This window comes from Nitrospinota bacterium (assembly GCA_027619975.1).
Lineage (GTDB): Bacteria > Nitrospinota > Nitrospinia > Nitrospinales > VA-1 > JADFGI01.
In genome coordinates this window covers 28,389-45,694 of the sequence record JAQCGX010000001.1, presented here as the reverse complement: position 1 = coordinate 45,694, position 17,306 = coordinate 28,389, and the positions used below count along the sequence as shown (strand labels likewise).

Here is a 17,306-nt window from a genome sequence, read left to right as displayed (position 1 = left end):
CGATCTTCTTTTCAGGTTATTTGAAGATTCGCCAAAGCAATCCCTTACGTGATTCAAAGTCTTCGGGTTTGTACTTATATTTCACGAAATAATCCCGAAGCCTCTTCCTGGCACTGGCCAGGGATCTTAAATCTTTTTTTTTCGAGAAGATTTCTTCAGCTTTCTTCATATGGATGATGGCATTGGTCCCATCGCCTTGCTGGTTATAAATTGAACTTAAATTCCAATGCGCCAAATCATAATCGGGCTCCAGGAGCAGTACCCGTTGATAATGCTCAATGGATTTATTGTAATCATTCAAAGTCCAGTAATTGGTTCCGAGAATAAAATGTAAATCTGCATTGAAAGGATATTGAACCTGTTTTTGTTCCAGTTCCCTGATTTCGGCTAAAACTCGTTGCTCGCCTTCAAAACCCACCTTATTCGCGACGGCGGAAGCATCCATCATTCCCCAAAAAAAAGAGGCCAAAAAAACGAACGCAGGAAATGCTACTTTCATGATCCTTCCCTTCCAAATTGAACCCGGAAAATTCAAATATCTGGAATCTCAGTCCAGGAACTGAGTATAGAAGGATCGTGTGACTACGACGTCAAGGAGATGTTACGGTTGTGTTAAAAGAGAAGAGTTCTCAAGAAGGGTGAAGCGAGAAATTCTGCTATTTATACAATAGTTAAGAGAGGGTCTTAAATAATTTCTTTAGGGCACCTCTAAAAATTGACTAAATGCTCCTAATCGTCAATTTAAGGAGATGGTTTTGTTTTAGTGGGACAGGCTTTCCAGCCTGTCCGCACGGGCTAGAAAGCCCATGCCACTGACACAAGAAATCCTTGTACAATGTTCGATTTCCTGTAATAAACTAATTTTTAGAGATGCCTTTTAATTATTTTCCAAAGCTTTTTCAATTTCAGCTTCGAGGAGGGACTTCTTAAGGGAATCATTTAACCAGGAGGCGTCATAGCCTTCCTTGGCGGACCCTTCGATGAGGATGGTGATTTTCTTATCATCAGATTTTTCCGCCAATTCGGCGATGGCAGGTAGAATCGTTAATAGTTGATCCTTGGTGGCCGAAAACTCCAGCCGAACATTTTTCTTACGATCCTTTTTCGAGGCGGTTTTTGGAGCTTCAGAGGGCGGCGCGACACGAAGAGACAGATCCTTGACTTTCAATGCCCGCTGGTAGAGGGGGTCGGACTTGGTGTATTCCCCCATTTCATAATAAACCTCCGCAAGACTGTTGAGGGGTTCTTCCAAGTCTGGGTGCTCCTCGCCCAAAATCTGCTCATAAATTTTCAATCCGCGAAGAAGCAAAGGCTCGGCTTTATTGTAATCGTTCATTCCCCTGTACATGAGCGCCAGTTTGGTGAGGATACCCGCCACTTCCAGATGATTGGGGCCAAGGGCCAATTCCTTGACTTTCAGCGCACGAATCAACAATGGATAAGCCTTGGCAAAGTCCCGGGTATCGGCATAAAACCCCGCCAGTTTATTAAGAGCCTCAGCCACTTCAGGATGGTCCGGCCCGTGCATTTTCTCCACGACCTGCAATATCCGGATGTACAAAGGTTCCGTATTGGATTTATCGCCTAAAGCGCTCAATACCTCGGCAAGATTATTCAGGAGTTGGACCATATTCGGATGGTCCGATCCCTGGTTTTTTTCAAAAATGACCAAAGAACGCTGGAGCAAAGGTTTGGCCTTTTCATAATTCTTATTGGCTTTATACAAACCAGCCAGGTCCCTGAGTGTTGAGGCCACATCAAGGTGATCCGGCCCCAGCGATTTTTCCCTGATTTTTAACGCACGCAGATAGAGAGGCTCCGCCATACTCGACTGGCTCTGAGAGCTGTACAAATAAGCCAGACGACTCACAATCTCCGCCACCTCAGGATGATCCGCATGCAAGGCCTTTTCCATGATTTGCAGGGACCGGAGAAGTAAGGGTTCCGCACGCTCATAGTCTCCCTTGTTACGATACAAATCGGCCAGTTGTTTGAGGCAGTTTGCGACCCAGGGATGTTCGCTACCGTGACCTTTTTCACTGATCTCCAGAGATTGCAGTAATAACGGCTCTACTTTACCGTAATCCCCCATGGCGTTGTAAAGGTCCGCCAGATGGTTCAGGCAGGCGGCGACTTCCGCATGATCCTTGCCAAAATGCTCTTCAAATAGTTTCAGGGATCGTTTATAGAGTGGCTCGGCCTTGGCGTACTCGCCTTTTTTATCATAGAGCATGGCGAGGTTAATGAGAGCGGGAGCGACCTCCGGGTGATCCATCCCCAATTGCTTTTCACTGATTTCCAAAGATCGGAGGAGTAAAGGCTCCACCTTCCCAAAATCTCCGGTCTTGCGGTAAAACCCAGCCAGATTATTGAGTGATTCGACAACAAAAGGATGGTCCGGCCCCATGGATGCTTCATAAATTTTCAAAGCCCGCTTCATCAAGGGCTCAGTTTTAGAATAATCCTTCATCGCGTCATACATCTTGGCCAGATGGGCCAGGGATTGGGCGACATCAGGGTGTTCAGGACCCAGGGCTTTCTCACGAATCTGCAATGCGCGGGAAAATAACCGTTCGGCTTTGGCGTAATTGCCCATGGCATCGTAAAGTGCCGCCAGGCTATTGACCGTTGAGGCGATGTCCGGGTGATCCGCTTCAAGAGAATTTTCCCGGATTTTCAAGGACCTCTCATACAGAGGTTCTGCATCGTTAAATTTGTGTTCATTCCGATAGAAATCGCCCAGGCCCGCAAGTGTCCCGGCAACATCGAGGTGATCCGCACCCAGTGTAGACTCTTGTATTTTCAGACAACGGGTCAAAAGAGGTTCTATCTTGGCAACATCCCCCAACTTTGAATGGACCTCCGCCAGATGGGCCAGGATTGGGGCGACCTCCTCATGATTGGGACCAAAAGCCTTTTCCTTTATTTTCAGCGCCTGCTGAAAATTGGGTTCCGCTTTGGCATTTTTCCCCATCTCCAAATAGAGTTCGCCCAGGAAATTCAAGCCTTCAGCAACCTCTGGATGATCTGCACCCATTGCTTTCTTTATGATCCCCAGAGATTGATGAACCAGGGGCTCCGCCTCGGAATATTTTTTCATCGCCCGATACAAAACGGCGAGGTTATTCAAGGTGGATGCAACATCCGGATGATTCGCGCCTAAAGACATTTCCCGTAGTTTCAGAGCCCGCTTCAGCAAAGGCTCGGCCTGGGCAAAATCGCCTCGGTCGTAGTAATACAATTCCGCCAGGTTGTTCAGAGACTCCGCGACATCCGGGTGATCGGGACGCAAAGATTTTTCACGAATCTTCAGGGATTGCAGGAGTAAGGGATAAGCCTTGGAGTAAAACCCCATGTCCTCATAAAGGATCGCCATGTTATTGAGGGTGGTGGCAACATCCGGATGATCCGGTCCCAATATTTTTTCACGGATTTTACGGGATCGAAGCAGTAAGGGCTCAGCCTTGGCAAAATTCCCCTTGTTTCGATACAACTCGGCCAGGTCATTCAAAGATTGAGCCACTTCCGGGTGTTCCCGGCCATGAGTTTTTTCCCCAATCTCAATCGACCGAAGCAGTAAGGGCTCCATTTTGTCGTAATCACTGTTGTTTTTGTAGGATTTGACTAATTGATTGAGGGATTCGGCCACTTTCGGGTGGTTCGGTCCAAACGTCTTTTCCAAAATGCTCAGACTTAATTTATTGCTGATGATAGGGGTAAACATTTTCTGCTCTCTCTATTCACAAAATAAGTTTTGAATCAATTAGCTGTCATTTCCTGGATTGCATCGCAAAGAAAATTTTCTCTTCGCTAAGCCGTATTTCTATTCAGAGTCGCAACCAGTTGTGCCCGCGTGTGAACCCCCAGTTTCTGGTGAATTCTTTTCAGGTGTGTTTTAACCGTATGAGGACTGATAAATAACCGCTCCGCAATCAAATGCGGATCGATGCCCTGGCGCAGCAGTTCGCAGGCTTGCACTTCCCTTTTTGTCAATCCCGCTTCCCGCAACTGCCCATCCGACCACGGATGTAATCCCGTCAAGGGCTTCACCTGTAATAACCAGGGGTCCTTATCCCCCATATCGTCCCCACGCAATAGCGCAAAATCTAGCTGGTATTCCCTGTCCAACAGTTTATAAACGGGGTCCTTGCCAGTAAACGTATTGGTGGCAAACGGGGGATCGCACTTCAATTTTTCTTTTTGCAATATCGATTTCAATTCAGGGTCCAGCTGTCGATCCGCCCCCACGGTCATCAACTCATTCCAGGCCGAGTTGCTGTAACTGACACGCATTTCGCTGTCAACAACAGCAATCGCTGTGGGCGAATCCGCCAGAATGTTCAGCATGGATTTATGCTTGGCCAATTCCTCAGCCAACACAATGGTTTTGATTGCCATTAAAAGCGGAGTGCGAATATGCTCCAGCACGCAAACGTCTCTCACCGACCAGGGCTTGTCACAAGGCAAACGCCGGTGAATCCCGGCTCCCAGATTGGGGTCTCGAAGCGCCAGGGTGATCACCCCGGTTTTCGAAGTGCCGAAATAACTATAACCATCGTTGGCCGAAGGCTCTCTTTTTGAAAAGGGGTCCTCCCGTAAGGGCTCCTCTCGAAAAGGGTCCTGCCTTATGCCCTCAGTGTCTTTAGGAATATCGATATCCCTGGCAATGACAGGATGACTATGCGTCAATAAGGCTCCTGCTTCAGGGTCTTTAGTGACAAACTGCTCAATTAAAGCCAGCTCCTCTTCCGGGATATTTATGGAATCAATGAGCCTGGGACTTAACAAATCAGGATCCGTCCAGGCATAAAGCGCGGAATCCGCATTCAAAAGCGGTAATATGCGGGATTCAAAAAGCGCTTTTAACGCGGGGCGCGTCTTGCACTCAAGAAGCAGGTGATTGATGACTTCCTGGATCGCCAGAGAATCTTTTTCGGAAAGGGAATTCAATGCTTGAAAATTTTCCACGGCTTTTCCACCCTCATTTTCTGCTGATTATTAAAAATTGTGAGCACCCGTCCATTAAAATTCGGATTCAAGAACACCTTCCGGTTGGCGTCTCCCCTCCTCCCGAATCATCCACAAAAGCTACTGGTTATTCAAAGGTTACAAGCAGAATGAGTGCCAAAATCCACACAAAACACTCATTTTTTTTAACTAGCGATAATTCAATAATTTTAGAGATCCTCTCACCTCAAATTTCCCCCCTAAAGCATTGAATACTTATATAAAAATTATAATAATTGATACTTTTGTTGAAAAATTTGCTCACAAAGAAAGATAAATCGACAAATCATGGCAAAAGCCCCTAATTCGGATTTTTTTAAGAAGGCTGACAGGTAAGCGCCGTTTTTATAAGGTTTTTTGCAACCCTATAACAGACTGCTAGTTGCCATCCATTTTTAGATGACTCCGTTTAAATTCCATCAAATTACACCTAATGGGGTATTGATTTATGGGAGATAAAACGTTCCAATGGAGACAGTCCCAAATAAATTAAGAGCGCCTCTAAAAACTGCATTTGGGCATGAGCGGCCCCTATGAAATAAGGGCCAGTGAGTTGCCTTAAAGAAAATTATCGAATTATTAGAGATTCTCTTAAAAATCAGCAAACCTGCTCGCGGAGTGGATATATGATCACGCTTTCAAAAAGCAAAATTGGATTGACACCGACAAACAAGATGAACAGCGTCCGGCAAATCAGGGAAGAAAAAATGATGAGTAAAGCCGAACTCGCACGACAGTCCGGGGTCACGGTGCAAACCATAGACAGAATTGAAAAAGGATACGACTGCCGTCTGGACACCAAACGAAAAATCCTTTTTGCCCTTGGCTTTAAATTGGCGGACCGGAAAAGACTATTCGTCGATGAAGATTGAGGGCAAACCAGAAAGATGGGTTTGAAGGGTTGAATTGCCCCTCTTCCCTGAAAAGAGCTGGGGGGAATTTGCCTTTCTTAAACGGGTTTTTCCCAGGACTTCAAACGCACCCAGGTCAGCTCATGTTTGTTGTGAAAAAGGTGGAACACGCGGCTATGCGGTATTTCGGCAAACTTTTGCGCCATGTGGTAATCGCCGACACCTTGAAATTTAATGGTGCAAATAAAATTATCACACGCTCCAGATTCCACCCATAGCATCACCCAGTCGAAAAGTTTTTCGGGATAACACACAACGTCGCTGCAAAGCCAGTCGACTTTTTTGCGAGTCTCCGGCAAACCTTCGGGCTTCAGTGAAAATGCATCCCCTTTTTGAAAATCGACTCCCGGCAGATTAAGCACGCTCGAGTCCAGCTCTGCCCGGTCGATACTCAAAATCTCGGCGCCCAGCTTTTGCAGGACCCAGGTCCACCCCCCCGGACTGGACCCGACATCGATACAGAACTGACCGGAACAGGGGTATTCCTGAACGGCAGTCAGAGCTTCCCAAAGTTTGAGATAGGCCCGGTTGGGTGGCCCCTTTTTATCCTCTTCAAAAACCATTTCCCCGTTCGGAAATAAACTCGAGCATTCGGTGGCCGCAAGTAAAGTGTCCCGATCCAATAGCGTCCACGACCCAAGCGGCGACCGGGGCAAGGGCGATGGAAATTTCAGAGGCTTGGCGGAAATGTGAGGAAGCTCTTTCTGAATCAACTGAGCCCGGCGATGTAAATCAAAGGAATACAAGCACCAGTTTCTTTGCAGGGCTTTGAGTTTGGTCGCCGCATCCGAAATAGACTTGATGGGAATCACGACCGGGTTGAACCAGATATTCTGAGCCCAGAACGAATTTTTTACCGGCGGTTGATCTGTTAAAACCAATCGGTCGTGACAGGCCAGGACGCCATCCAGCTCTTGCACCAGTTGGTCTTGAAGACCCATTGGCGCCAAATAAGCAGTTTTAATATTTTCCTTCATAATTTTTCAAGGTTTGTCTTCATCCCCGGAATAAGGGGAATCTGGGCACGAAAACAGGATGCCCGTTGACGAGGGATTCTAAAGGGAAGGGAAGGCTCCTGGTTGCCTGGAAAATTCAAGCCGGGGGTTTTCTTCTAAAGGGCAAAGCCGGGCGCTGACCGGACCGCTTGGCCAGAGTGATTTCTTTCTCCGCTTTTGGGTCGGGCGCAACCGTCTGTTTTTTTTCGTCAGACAAATCGTTTTTTTCCTTATCCATGTCCTTTTTATCCACGGTTGTCAACGCCTCCCTACAGGCAACGAATTATTTCCCGCAGCACTTTTTATATTTTTTCCCACTTCCGCAAGAACACGGATCGTTCCGCCCTACTTTGGCCTCGCTACGAACAAAAGGCTTGGTCGGTCGACTTGGCTTCTGGGCAGAAGTCCTGGGATTGGACCGTTTTCCGCTATAATACCATCGTCCTTCTTCTTTTAAAAATATCGATGTCTCTTGAAGAACCTCCTCCTCGCCATCTTTGGTGAAAGTTGCCACGAAGGACACCTCCCCTTCCTGATCCGTCGCTCCTCCCTTTTTCGCACCAAATACCTCCAGTTTTTTCCAATGAACGCCCTGGTTGACCTCTGCTAAGTCCGGTAAATTTTTTCTTTCATCGGGTAGCGTCGTCCGGGTGATGTAGTCCCAGTCCTTAAGCGTATACGCCGTGTATCGTGACCGCATCAGGTCTTCCGCTGTATCGGCAACCGTCGATCCTCTTATCAACAATCCACAGCAATCGGTGTAGGGAAACACCGACCCGCAAGGGCATTCCTTCATTGCACACTCCCATTCAAAATTATTTCATTACTTTTTAAAAAAAAATTCTTCTAATCTCGTGAATTTGGGTCATATTATGAATCCCGGCGATTTTGACTCGCCCAATAAATCTTTTCCGGAGCTCTGAATTCTCAACCCTAAATGAACCCACATACATTACGATGACAAAACCTTCACGGATAAACAGAGACCTTGATCACTTTCTTATTCCTTCTTGTAATAATGAATTGTCGGAAACCACATGAAGAACGAAAACCCTAAAGAATCCGAAAAGGAAAAGGGGTCGCCATCCATGACCCCGGAACACAAGCGCCTTGAGGGGGATGATATCAACAAGGCCAATTGGAAACAATGGGGGCCTTACCTTGCCGAACGCCAGTGGGGAACCGTGCGGGAAGATTATAGTCAAAAAGGAGACTCCTGGGAATATTTTTCTCATGACGCCGCCCGCAGCCGGGCCTATCGGTGGGGGGAAGATGGAATCGCGGGCATCTCCGATGATCAGCAAAGGCTTTGCCTGGCTCTGGCTTTATGGAACGGGAAAGATTCGACTTTGAAGGAACGTTTTTTTGGCCTGACCAACGCCGAAGGCAATCACGGGGAGGATGTGAAGGAAATTTATTATTACCTGGACGCCACTCCCACCCATTCCTACCTGAAAATGCTTTATAAGTACCCGCAAAGTGAATTTCCCTATGAACGTCTTATAGAAGAAAACAAGCGGCGGGATAAAAACCTTCTTGAATTTGAATTAATCGATACAGGAATTTTTGATGAGGACCGTTATTTCGATATTTTAGTGGAATACGCCAAGGCGTCTCCCGATGATATTCTCATGCGCATCACGATCCACAACCGTGGTCCGGAAGAGGCCGCTGTTCATGTATTGCCACAAATATGGTTCCGCAACACCTGGTCGTGGAGTGAAAAGAAAAAGAAACCCCTGATTTACACCAAAAAAAAAGAAAACCTGGTCATCGATTCATCTGACCTTGGAACTCATTTCTGTTATTTCAAGGACAACCCCGAACTGGTTTTCTGCGACAACGAAACAAACATTAATCGCCTGAATGGGCAAAATGAGGCTAAAGGTTATTTTAAAGATGCTTTTCACGATTTTCTGGTAAATGGAGATACCCATGCCATAAACCCAAAAATGACAGGAACCAAGGCCGCCGCCATTTATAAAATTGCAGTCCCTGAAGGCGGATCGGAAGCGGTGATTCTCCGATTGACCAAACATCCAAATCCGGAACCGTTCCGGGATTTTGACGATATATTCAAACAGCGCCGGGATGAAGCGGATGCGTTTTATGCCACTTTGCAGGAAAAAATTTCCGATCCGGATACCCGCAACGTTCAACGCCAGGCGTTCGCCGGTTTGATCTAGACGAAACAGTTTTATCTTTACGATGTGCCTCTATGGTTAAAGGGAGACCCCGCCAACCCTCCGCCTCCTGAAGAGCGCCGCCACGGGCGCAACTCGGACTGGAAACATTTGAACAACGCGGACATCATCTCCATGCCCGACAAGTGGGAATACCCCTGGTACGCCGCGTGGGACCTGGCATTTCACTGCATCCCCATGGCCGTCATCGACCCCGAGTTCGCCAAGTCTCAGCTCCTTTTACTGACCCGCGAGTGGTACATGCATCCCAACGGCCAGCTTCCCGCCTATGAATGGAACTTCGGCGACGTGAATCCCCCCGTCCACGCCTGGGCAACCTGGCGGGTATATCAAATTGACCGAAGGCGGCATGGAGGTCCGGGAGATTTTTTCTTTCTCGAAAGGGTGTTTCACAAACTCCTTCTCAATTTCACCTGGTGGGTCAATCGCAAGGATGCCCATGGATTGAACATTTTTCAAGGCGGGTTTCTCGGGTTGGATAATATCGGGGTTTTCGACCGCAGCAAACCCCTGCCCATTGGAGGTCACCTGAATCAGGCCGACGGAACCAGCTGGATGGCCATGTATTGCCTCAATATGATGCGCATCGCTCTTGAGCTGGCTTTGCGGAACCCGGTCTATGAAGATATCGCCAGCAAGTTTTTCGAACATTTTCTGCACATTGCGGAGGCAATGAATAATATCGGCGACAAGGGTTTCAAGCTCTGGGACGAAGAGGATCAGTTTTTTTACGATGTCCTGAACTTTTCGGACAACAAAACAATGCCGCTCAAGGTTCGATCCCTGGTGGGTTTGATTCCCCTGTTTGCGGTGGAAACTCTTGAGCCCGCTTTGTTGAGTAAAGTTCCAAATTTTAACCGGCGTCTCAAATGGTTTCTTAATAACCGCCCCGACCTGTGCCAGTTGATTTCGCACTGGACCGAACCGGGGCTTGGTAAACGTCGTCTTCTTTCGCTTCTGCGCGGCCGTCGCGTGAAATGTTTGATCAAACGGGTGCTGGACGAAACTGAGTTTCTATCCGACTATGGGGTACGATCACTCTCAAAGATCCACAAAGACCACCCTTATATTTTCAAACACGATGGACACGATACAACTGTTTCCTACAGTTCCGGAGAGTCGGACTCGTATATGTTCGGGGGTAATTCCAACTGGCGGGGACCCATCTGGCTTCCACTAAACTTTCTCATCATTGAATCCCTGCAAAAGTTTCATCACTACTACGGCAACGACTTCAAAATCGAATATCCCACAGGTTCAAACAAATTCATCACCATCAACGATGCCGCTAATGAATTATCCCGCCGATTGACGCGAATTTTTTTGCGCGATGAAAAGGGACAGAGGGCGGTTTACCATGGCCAGGAAAAGATGCAGACCGACCCCCACTTCAAGGATCACATCCTGTTTTACGAGTACTTTGACGGCGATACGGGACGCGGTCTGGGGGCTTCCCATCAAACGGGCTGGACGGCTTTGATAGCGAAATTAATGCAACCCAGAATAACCTAAACCCCGGGTCGGCTGTAAAAATAGAGGACAGGGTTACTCTGTGGGACTGACCCGGTGCGGCTTGACGTCCCAGATATCCCTGGCGTATTCAGAAATGGTCCGATCGCTGGAAAACTTGCCCATACAGGCTGAGTTGATGATTGACTTTTTCGTCCAAAGGTCAGTGTTTCTAAACTCCTCCTCAATCTTTTGTTGCGCCTGGCAATAAGATTCAAAGTCTGCAAGCACCATAAACCGGTCTCCCTGATTGAGCAGAGAATCCACAATGGGATGAAATATGCCGGGGTTTTCGGGGCAGAAAAACCCTTCCTGAATCATATCGATCGCCAGCTTCAATTCCTTATTCGCCAGATAAATCTCCTTGGGCCGATAATCGTTTTGCTTGGTATTTTCGACTTCTTCAGCGGTGAGACCGAAAATGTAAATATTCTCTTTCCCCACTTCTTCCAGAATCTCGATATTCGCTCCATCGAGGGTTCCTAAAGTCAGCGCCCCATTCAAAGCGAGTTTCATATTGCCGGTTCCCGAGGCTTCCATCCCGGCGGTGGAGGTTTGCTGGGACAGGTTGGCGGCGGGGATAATTTTCTCCGCCAGGGACACGGAATAGTTTGGTAGATAAACCACCCGTAGTCTGTCGCCAATTTGATCGTCTGAGTTGATGGTTTTTGCCACGCTGTTGATCAGCTTGATGATTGTTTTGGCCATAGCGTAGCCGGGCGCGGCTTTTCCAGAAAACAGGACCGTGCGCGGCAAGTGATTGCCTTCCGGACTTTTAATGATCCGTGTGTAAAGAACGATGACGTGCAGGATGTTCAACAACTGTCTTTTGTATTCATGAACACGCTTGATCTGCACATCAAAAAGCGATTCAGGGTCGACCTGAATAGCCATTGTCCGCTGAATATGATCGGCCAGATAATTTTTATTGATCTGTTTAATTTCAGCCCAACGTCGGCGAAAATCTGGATCCTCTGCCAAAGGCAACAACTTTTTTAATTGCGGGAGATCCTTGATCCAGGCGGGACCGATTTTTTCATTGATCAACTCGGATAGTTTGGGATTGCATTCTTTCAACCAGATCCGCTGGGTGATGCCGTTGGTTTTATTTTGAATCCTCTCAGGAAACATTTCATGGAAATCCTTGAACAAACTTTTTTTGAGAATTTCCGTGTGCAAGGCCGCCACACCGTTCACCGCATGACTGCCGACCAGAGCTAAATTGTGCATTCGCACAAACTTTACCGGCCCCTCCTCAATGATGGACATACGCTCCAGACGATCGGGGTCTTCCGGGAATCGCTCCTCTACCTGAATCAGAAACCGACGGTTGATTTCAAAAATAATCTGTAGATGCCTAGGCAACACATGCGCCAAAAGTTCCACGGACCATTTTTCCAAGGCCTCAGGCAAAACCGTGTGGTTGGTGTATCCCATGGTAGGAACGGTGATGTCCCAGGCCTTCTCCCAGGCCATTCCTTCGACATCGATAAGAATTCGCATCAGCTCCGGAACCGCCAGGGAGGGGTGCGTGTCATTCAATTGAATCGCAATTTTATCGGGAAGCTGATCGAAGCTGGAGTGACCGTATTTGTAGCGTGCGATAATATCCTGCAACGAAGCGGAAACGAAGAAATATTCCTGCTTCAGCCGTAGTTCCCTGCCCTGGATCGATTTGTCGTTGGGGTAAAGCACTTTCGAGATGGTTTCATTTCTCTGCTTTTCACCGACGGCCTGAATATAATCTCCTTCATTGAAATGCTGAAAGTCGAACTCTTCGGTGGACCGTGCGCTCCACAGTCGCAGACTGTTCACTGTTTGACACTGGTACCCCGGAATGAGAATGTCGTAACCCATGGCCATGACGTTATCGTGCGTATCTACCCAGTCATAGGTCTCGGTGCCATCGGGGTGCGCGGTGTGCCTGACGCGGCCATAAAATTTGATGGGATGAAGATGTTCCGGCCTGGAAATCTCCCAGGGATTGCCCTGCCTCAGCCAGTTATCGGCGTCCTCCACCTGGTAGCCATCGTGAAAGTGCTGATGGAAAATTCCGAACTCGTAACGCATCCCGTAACCGTTCGCCGGAAGATCCAGGGTCGCCATGGATTCGAGAAAACAGGACGCCAACCGGCCCAAGCCGCCGTTACCCAATCCCGCCTCGATTTCCGTCTCCTCTAACTCCTCGAGATCGTAGCCCAGTTCCCGAACGGCACTTGCAATTTTTTCCTCTAAACCGAGGTTGGTCATGTTCTGGGTCAAAACTCGGCCTACCAGATATTCCATGGACAGGTAATTCACCCGTTTGACGTCTGCATCGTATTGCGATTTCTTCGTCTCAAGCCACTTTTCCACCAGGCGATCGCGCACCACCAGAGCCAGACTTTTATAAAGATCCATCTGGGTTGCCCCGGACTGGGTTTTAGCCAGGGTGTATTTACGATGCGCATTAAAAGAACTTTTCAGAGCTTCAACACTCTTTCCATTGCTCAGAGTATCAACTGTAATCAATTCCGGTTTGTTCATGGGCCTCGCAATTACTGGATGGTGGTTAATGAATGACTCCGATATTCAGATCACCGCAGGACGTATCGGATTTCTTAGCCTCTGCATTTTATCCCTGGTGGTGGGAATCTTGCGCCAGAAATACAATCTGCTTCAGCTATCAGATTGTTTTTTATATTCATAGTCGCGTTCCCTCACTATCTTAAGTTAATGGAAATACGAAAAAAATTCAGCAAAAAAAGCCATTCAAGTCGAATATATGGAAACGTTTGGTCTCAAGTCGCGAGATTTCAAAAGATTGCGGCGATCTGAATAAATGCGAGCCATGACCTCCAGCGCCAAATTGCTACAAGCTGAGGGCGGTGATTGGTAAGGAACCTCTCACACATGGTTTCGTAGCATCAGCTCTTTGGGATGCGGATTCAGATACACCTGATCGAGCAGATAAGTGATGTTGCGTTTTTCCACATGTTGCTTTATCAGGGTGATAGGCACAATGAGAGGCACGAGTTTTTTTCGGTAATTTTCCAAAGTTGACAAAATATCCTGCTTTTCTTCCTTCGTCAGATGCTTTTTTAAAAATCCCAACATATGTAAAAGCGCATCGGTATTTTTCTTCGGTGTGGATTTATAAGTCAGCCCTTCCATGAACAGCTGGAAGTAGCGGTTTTTCAATTCTTTTGGAGGATACACTTTGGCGTCGGCCACCAGGCGACCCAAAGCGTCATAATGCTTTCTGCTGTGAGACAGCAGTAACATTTTTTGCCGACAATGAAAGTTTACCAACGCTCCCGTGGAAAAACCTCCTTGAAACAAATTTTGCAGTCGGTAAAAACTGAACACGCGAACGATAAAATTTTCACGGATTTTGATATCATCTAACCGGCCTTCTTCTTCAACGGGAATCGAAGGAAACTCAGCTATAAAGGCCCCGGCAAATAATCCCTGAGCCTGGATATTTAGCTTGTAGCCGGATTCTGAATAAACCGGGATGCGACTGACGCCACAGGAAGGCGACCCTTTTTTGAAAATAAAACCACTCAAGCGATGCGAAGCTAATTCTCGATTTTTCTCCTCACTGAACCGGAGCATTTTTTCTGTCCAATCTTTTCCTGATTTTGTTCCAACCAGATGTTGCGAATCTTTCGTTCCCCACAAATGAACTGTTTCTCTCGGAACCCCCATTCCGACTTCCACTTCCGGGCATACGGAGACATATTCAAAGTATTTTCCCAGTATCTCCTTGGCAACCCGGTTTTCCTTATGCTCTCCATTCCATCGAACTTTTTCACCTAACAAACAACTGCTGATACCGAGCCGGATTTTTTCACCATCGTTTTCCATACCTCAATATCTTTCCCTTAATGAAGGTAGGCGGCTCATTTGCGGGCACGCATTTCTCCTCACTGACAGGCAATAAACTTATCCAGTTCATTGGCGAACTTGAACCGTTCCCGCTGGCCAAAACTGCTCGGGCCGCCGGTTTCGACGCCGCTACCGCGCAAGGTATCCATGAAATTGCGCATATCCAATATTTGCCCAATATTATTTTTATCGTACAGCCTGCCGCGCGGGTCGAGAGCCAGCGCACCCTTTTCTACGATGCGGGCGGCGAGCGGGATGTCGGCTGTGATGATTAAATCCCCGGCTTCGCATTTATTGGCAATCTCATCATCGGCGATATCCGCCCCTTGCCCCACTTGAACCAAATGAATAAACATGGAGTTCGGCAGACGCAACCACTGATTGGCAACAAATATCACCGATATTTCTGTCCGGTCCGCCACGCGGAATAAAATGTCTTTGACCGCCCTGGGGCAAGCGTCTGCATCGACCCATATTTTCATTTTTTGTCCTGACAGGTTGCTGGTTAGAATGTGTGGGCTCAGAGAAATCTGCCGCATATTCCCAGTAATCATGGGCCACCTCCGAGGCAGATGGATGCAGTTACTTTAATTGAGCCTCCCGAATATGTCAATTTCTCTGATATTCTCTATCAATCAATTATTTTGCCTGGGCCGTAGAGCCCTTAATAACTTTTAAATGAAAAGAGAACCATGTCTGCCTTTGATAAAGTCTCCCGATATCACCAGTCCTCCAAACACGGAACTCATTCCTTTGCCCCAGGCCCTGGATACTTGGATTGGGATTCCCAGCCCGATCCCTTCAGGAGATACGAAGGCGCAGAGGTCATCCCCTTAAAAAAAATACCTCCGACGGAAAAACCTTTCTTTGCGGAAGCACTCCAACCGTCCGCGGTCGCAGCTTCTCCTTTGAGCTTTGAGTCCGTCTCGCAGTTATTTTTTGACAGTCTCGCACTATCAGCCTGGAAGAGCTTCCAGGGTTCCAAATGGGCGCTCCGGGTCAATCCATCGAGCGGCAACCTGCACCCGACCGAAGGATATCTGATCTCCGGCCCTTTGCAGGGTTTATCTCAAACTCCCGCCATCTTTCATTACTCCCCTAGGTTGCATGGTTTAGAAGTTCGAGCCACCTTCCCCATCGAAATATGGACAAAAATGCTGGCTGGATTGCCCGGTGACACGATCTTTATCGGCTTGAGTTCCATCTACTGGCGGGAAGCCTGGAAGTACGGTCTGCGGGCTTTTCGGTACTGCCATCATGATCTGGGACATGCGTTGGCGGCAATCAACATCGCTTGCGCCGGTTTGGGTTGGCGAGCCGTTTTACTGGATCAATTGGGATGTGATGATTTAGAAATCATTCTCGGATTAACAGAAAAGAACGAGGATGAGGTGGAAGTTCCGGAATGTCTGATGGCTATTTCCCCGAATGAAATTTCAAGTGACTGGAATTTTGATAAACAACAGGTGCTGGATAGTTTTACAAATGTAAACTGGTGCGGAACCCCCAATATTCTCAGTAAATCTCATGTTGCCTGGTCAGGGATAGACGAAGTTTCTCAAAATACGAAAAAACCATTTACCGGGGGCCAGCCAAATTTTAATTTTGACACTGGATCTTTATCAAAACGGCTTGATGAAGATTTGTTTCCATTAAGGAAAGCCATTCATCAACGCAGAAGCGCTGTTGCCATGGACGGACGCACCACAATCAACCGGGAAACTTTTTACCAATTTTTAATAAAAACAATTCCCGAGGCCTGTCCCCTGCCCTTCCAGATGCTTCCCTGGGAACCCAATGTGCATTTGGGATTATTCGTACATCGGGTCGATGATCTTCCTAAAGGATTGTATTTTCTTGTGCGCAACAAAAATCATTTGCAGGACTTGAAGGCAAAATTTAAACCCAATTTTTTATGGGAAAAACCCGAAGGGTGTCCCGCGGAATTGGATTTATTTTTGCTGGATCAGAGAGACACGATGAGGACTGCGGCATCCGTTTCCTGCGGGCAGGAAATCGCGGCTAATGGCTGTTTCAGTTTGGGAATGATCAGCGCTTTTGAAGAACCGCTCAAAAAATATGGCTCGTGGTTTTATCCCCGTCTTTACTGGGAGTGCGGGGCTATAGGACAGGTTTTATACCTGCAGGCGGAAGTCAGTGGAGTTCGTAGTACCGGGATAGGATGTTTTTTTGACGATCCCGTCCATCAGATTTTTGGGATTCAGGACATGAGCTACCAAAGCCTTTACCATTTCACCGTGGGCGGACCTGTCGAGGACACCCGCTTGACAACGCTTCCACCTTATTGAAAAAATAATAGCTGAGATCACCGGGACCGCGACGCGTTCGTTTCCAATGTAATTTTTTTAGGTAACCATTCAAAGAAAAAAAAATTCCCACCTTTCTCCGTCTCGGTTTATAATGTGTCCTCTTGTATCTAAGACGTATTAAAAAAAATATTAAAAAGGAATCAAACATGACCCATGATCAAATTGTTGCTGCGTATGAAACCTACCTCGCTGAAAATGAAAACTTTGAAACTAAAAATGTAAAAGCAGCAGCGGCCAGGGCTAGAAAAGCGTTGGGTGAACTTGGAAAACTAACTAAAACCAGAAGAGCCGAAATCCAGGAAAAGAAACTCTCTCTGTAAGAGCAACTTTTTTTGCTCAGCGTGAGAGCAAAACAGAAGTACCCCTGTAGAAAAATTTTTGGGAGAAAATCTGCGGAGATGAAGCGGTATTGGTTCACCGTTGATTCCAAAAAATTCAGAATTGCCTGACGACCTGACCCTTCTTGCTTTCAAACTGAAA

General features: G+C 47.3%; 12 protein-coding genes and 1 pseudogene. 4 read left to right on the top strand and 9 right to left on the bottom strand.

Annotation, left to right across the window (positions count from 1 at the left end):
* Positions 1-16 precede the first annotated feature (16 nt).
* The 3 genes from O3C58_00220 to O3C58_00210 form a co-directional block, all read right to left on the bottom strand.
* A complete protein-coding gene (locus tag O3C58_00220) occupies positions 17-499 on the bottom strand; it encodes a tetratricopeptide repeat protein (protein ID MDA0690289.1) in 483 nt (160 codons plus the stop codon).
* Positions 500-877: 378 nt separating this feature from the next.
* Positions 878-3,724 (bottom strand): tetratricopeptide repeat protein, encoded by a 2,847-nt coding sequence (locus O3C58_00215; protein ID MDA0690288.1) that lies wholly within the window; start codon positions 3,722-3,724, stop codon positions 878-880.
* A gap of 86 nt (positions 3,725-3,810) precedes the next feature.
* Positions 3,811-4,968: a helix-turn-helix transcriptional regulator gene (locus O3C58_00210; protein ID MDA0690287.1), complete on the bottom strand. Its 1,158-nt coding sequence runs from the start codon at positions 4,966-4,968 to the stop codon at positions 3,811-3,813.
* A 665-nt stretch (positions 4,969-5,633) separates the two neighbouring features.
* On the opposite strand from O3C58_00210, the gene O3C58_00205 reads away from it, so the two are divergent.
* Complete coding sequence (locus tag O3C58_00205) at positions 5,634-5,879, top strand: helix-turn-helix transcriptional regulator (GenBank protein ID MDA0690286.1); 246 nt, start codon at positions 5,634-5,636, stop codon at positions 5,877-5,879.
* A gap of 77 nt (positions 5,880-5,956) precedes the next feature.
* Here the strand turns inward: O3C58_00205 and O3C58_00200 are convergent, their stop codons facing one another.
* From O3C58_00200 to O3C58_00190, 3 genes are all read right to left on the bottom strand, one after another.
* On the bottom strand, positions 5,957-6,895 hold the full coding sequence (locus O3C58_00200; GenBank protein MDA0690285.1) for a hypothetical protein: 939 nt from the start codon (positions 6,893-6,895) through the stop codon (positions 5,957-5,959).
* A 115-nt stretch (positions 6,896-7,010) separates the two neighbouring features.
* Positions 7,011-7,166, bottom strand: coding sequence for a hypothetical protein (locus O3C58_00195; GenBank protein MDA0690284.1), 156 nt, complete (start codon positions 7,164-7,166; stop codon positions 7,011-7,013).
* 30 nt (positions 7,167-7,196) lie between these two features.
* Positions 7,197-7,709 carry a YchJ family metal-binding protein gene (locus O3C58_00190; protein MDA0690283.1) on the bottom strand — a complete coding sequence of 171 codons (513 nt, stop codon included), beginning with the start codon at positions 7,707-7,709 and terminating at the stop codon, positions 7,197-7,199.
* Between the two features lie 292 nt (positions 7,710-8,001).
* Between O3C58_00190 and O3C58_00185 the strand changes: the two are divergent.
* Positions 8,002-10,629, top strand: a pseudogene (locus tag O3C58_00185) (glucosidase).
* Positions 10,630-10,662: 33 nt separating this feature from the next.
* Here the strand turns inward: O3C58_00185 and O3C58_00180 are convergent.
* From O3C58_00180 to O3C58_00170, 3 genes are all read right to left on the bottom strand, one after another.
* Positions 10,663-13,152 (bottom strand): glycogen/starch/alpha-glucan phosphorylase, encoded by a 2,490-nt coding sequence (locus tag O3C58_00180; protein MDA0690282.1) that lies wholly within the window; start codon positions 13,150-13,152, stop codon positions 10,663-10,665.
* Between the two features lie 360 nt (positions 13,153-13,512).
* Positions 13,513-14,475, bottom strand: a complete 963-nt coding sequence (locus tag O3C58_00175) for a DUF523 and DUF1722 domain-containing protein (protein ID MDA0690281.1) — start codon at positions 14,473-14,475, stop codon at positions 13,513-13,515.
* 59 nt (positions 14,476-14,534) lie between these two features.
* On the bottom strand, positions 14,535-14,978 hold the full coding sequence (locus O3C58_00170) for a YaiI/YqxD family protein (GenBank protein ID MDA0690280.1): 444 nt from the start codon (positions 14,976-14,978) through the stop codon (positions 14,535-14,537).
* Between the two features lie 210 nt (positions 14,979-15,188).
* Between O3C58_00170 and O3C58_00165 the strand changes: the two genes are divergently transcribed.
* Positions 15,189-16,805 (top strand): SagB/ThcOx family dehydrogenase, encoded by a 1,617-nt coding sequence (locus tag O3C58_00165; GenBank protein ID MDA0690279.1) that lies wholly within the window; start codon positions 15,189-15,191, stop codon positions 16,803-16,805.
* A gap of 167 nt (positions 16,806-16,972) precedes the next feature.
* Entirely contained in the window at positions 16,973-17,146 is a 174-nt protein-coding gene (locus O3C58_00160; protein ID MDA0690278.1) for a hypothetical protein, read from the top strand.
* Positions 17,147-17,306 lie beyond the last annotated feature (160 nt).